This is a genomic window from Halobaculum sp. EA56, from assembly GCF_051195075.1.
Taxonomy (GTDB): Archaea; Halobacteriota; Halobacteria; order Halobacteriales; family Haloferacaceae; genus Halobaculum.
This window is the reverse complement of the sequence record NZ_JBNTJX010000083.1, coordinates 1-1,477: the sequence shown is the minus strand read 5'-3', so window position 1 is coordinate 1,477 and position 1,477 is coordinate 1. Positions and strand designations below refer to the sequence as shown.

Below are 1,477 nucleotides of genomic sequence, written 5' to 3'. Positions count from 1 at the left end.
GCGGAATCGCGTTTTCGCTACAGTCGCAGATACCCTCGAACCCGAGGGGGTTCTCGTAGTCTCCGATCTCGTGATGCAGTCAGACGTGACTGAAACGGAACGGAGATTGGTCGATTCATTTGCGGATGCGTGGGATATGCCGTCCTTGGGTACTGTTGAAGGATACAAAGCTGCTCTCGACGAGACGAGCTTTGAGCTCAAAGCGGTCGAAGATATCACGAAACACAGCGTCGGACGCTTCCGAAAGTGGACGACGCTGTACCTCCAGCTACTCACGAGCCCGCTCCGGGCTCTCATTGAACGACTGTTAGGAGCGTATGATCTCGATCCCCCAGCGATTACTGAGCAGGTACGGAAGGCTCACCACGCGCTGCCGTTCCTGCGACACGTTATCTTCGTTGCGGAACTAGAGACTACTTGACTGCTACTTGCACGGCGCAAGAAAGAATCGGATCGTCACGTCGACGCTTGAGCATCCACGAATTTGGATGGACCTGTGGGGTCTTCACTGCTCGTGATTGTCGTGTGGTGGATCGTGACCCATAGGTTTAGAATTGGTTCAGACTCCAGTATTTATATAGGACACAGATAGGAATCCGTTGGTATACTCGAACGATAGTTCGGGATTGTGAGGTACTAACCGTTGATTGTGGAGTCAGAAAAGCCAAACCGTGCAGCACGGCTCAAATCGCTATGTATCCCGACTTTGGATTGCTAAGAACAAATTGCTTGATTCAGGCCCTCGTACCATTGATGTGGGGTGAAACCGAATGGCAACTGATCCAGTCTGTGGAATGGACGTCGATGAAAGTGATCCGGCGGCCACAGCTGAGTACGACGGTCAGACGTACTACTTCTGTGCCGAGGGCTGCAAGGAGACGTTCACCTCGACACCGGAGGAGTACGTCTAACCGTCACACCCCACACCTGCGTCGTAGCTCCCCCACACCCACCCCCATTCCGCCTTTCGATGACCCAACCAGAACTTGACGACACGGATCGCGAAATCCTCCGTCTTTTAGCGGAGAACGCGAGACGACCCTACAGCACTATTGCTGAGGCTGTAAATCTTTCACCCCCGTCCGTTTCAGCACGCGTCCGTCAGTTGGAGCAAGAAGATGTCATTCGTCGATTCACCGTTGATCTCGACCTCACACAGTACGAAAACCGGATACACGTCATGGTACGCCTCCAGCCTGAGCTCGGAAAGACGGATTCTCTTCGAGAATCGATCCTCGAGACCCCAGCCGTAGAACACGTATTCACAACTGCGGAGGGCGAAATCGTAGCTGTTGCGACGCCGCCGCGGAATACAGTCGGAAACTGGGCGCAGCAATATCTACCACTGACTGACGTGCGGCGATACGACGTACAACTGCTGTCGAACGCTGCTCAATCAGCGTATGCCGAGGGGACTGAATCCGCACTCAAATGTGCAAATTGCGGAACCACTGTCGGTGAAGACGGACTAGCCACC

Annotated in this window: 2 protein-coding genes and 1 pseudogene; all 3 read left to right on the top strand. The window is 53.9% G+C overall.

From position 1 onward, the window contains the following. Positions 1-421, top strand: a pseudogene (locus ACQUQ1_RS22185) (class I SAM-dependent methyltransferase); the annotation flags it as partial. A gap of 349 nt (positions 422-770) precedes the next feature. Then, the gene (locus ACQUQ1_RS22180) at positions 771-911 is read left to right on the top strand and encodes a YHS domain-containing protein (RefSeq protein ID WP_011222411.1); all 141 of its coding nucleotides are present in this window, start codon (positions 771-773) and stop codon (positions 909-911) included. A gap of 59 nt (positions 912-970) precedes the next feature. Further along, the coding region (locus ACQUQ1_RS22175) for an Lrp/AsnC family transcriptional regulator (RefSeq protein WP_435066351.1) at positions 971-1,477 on the top strand (507 nt) is incomplete at its 3' end.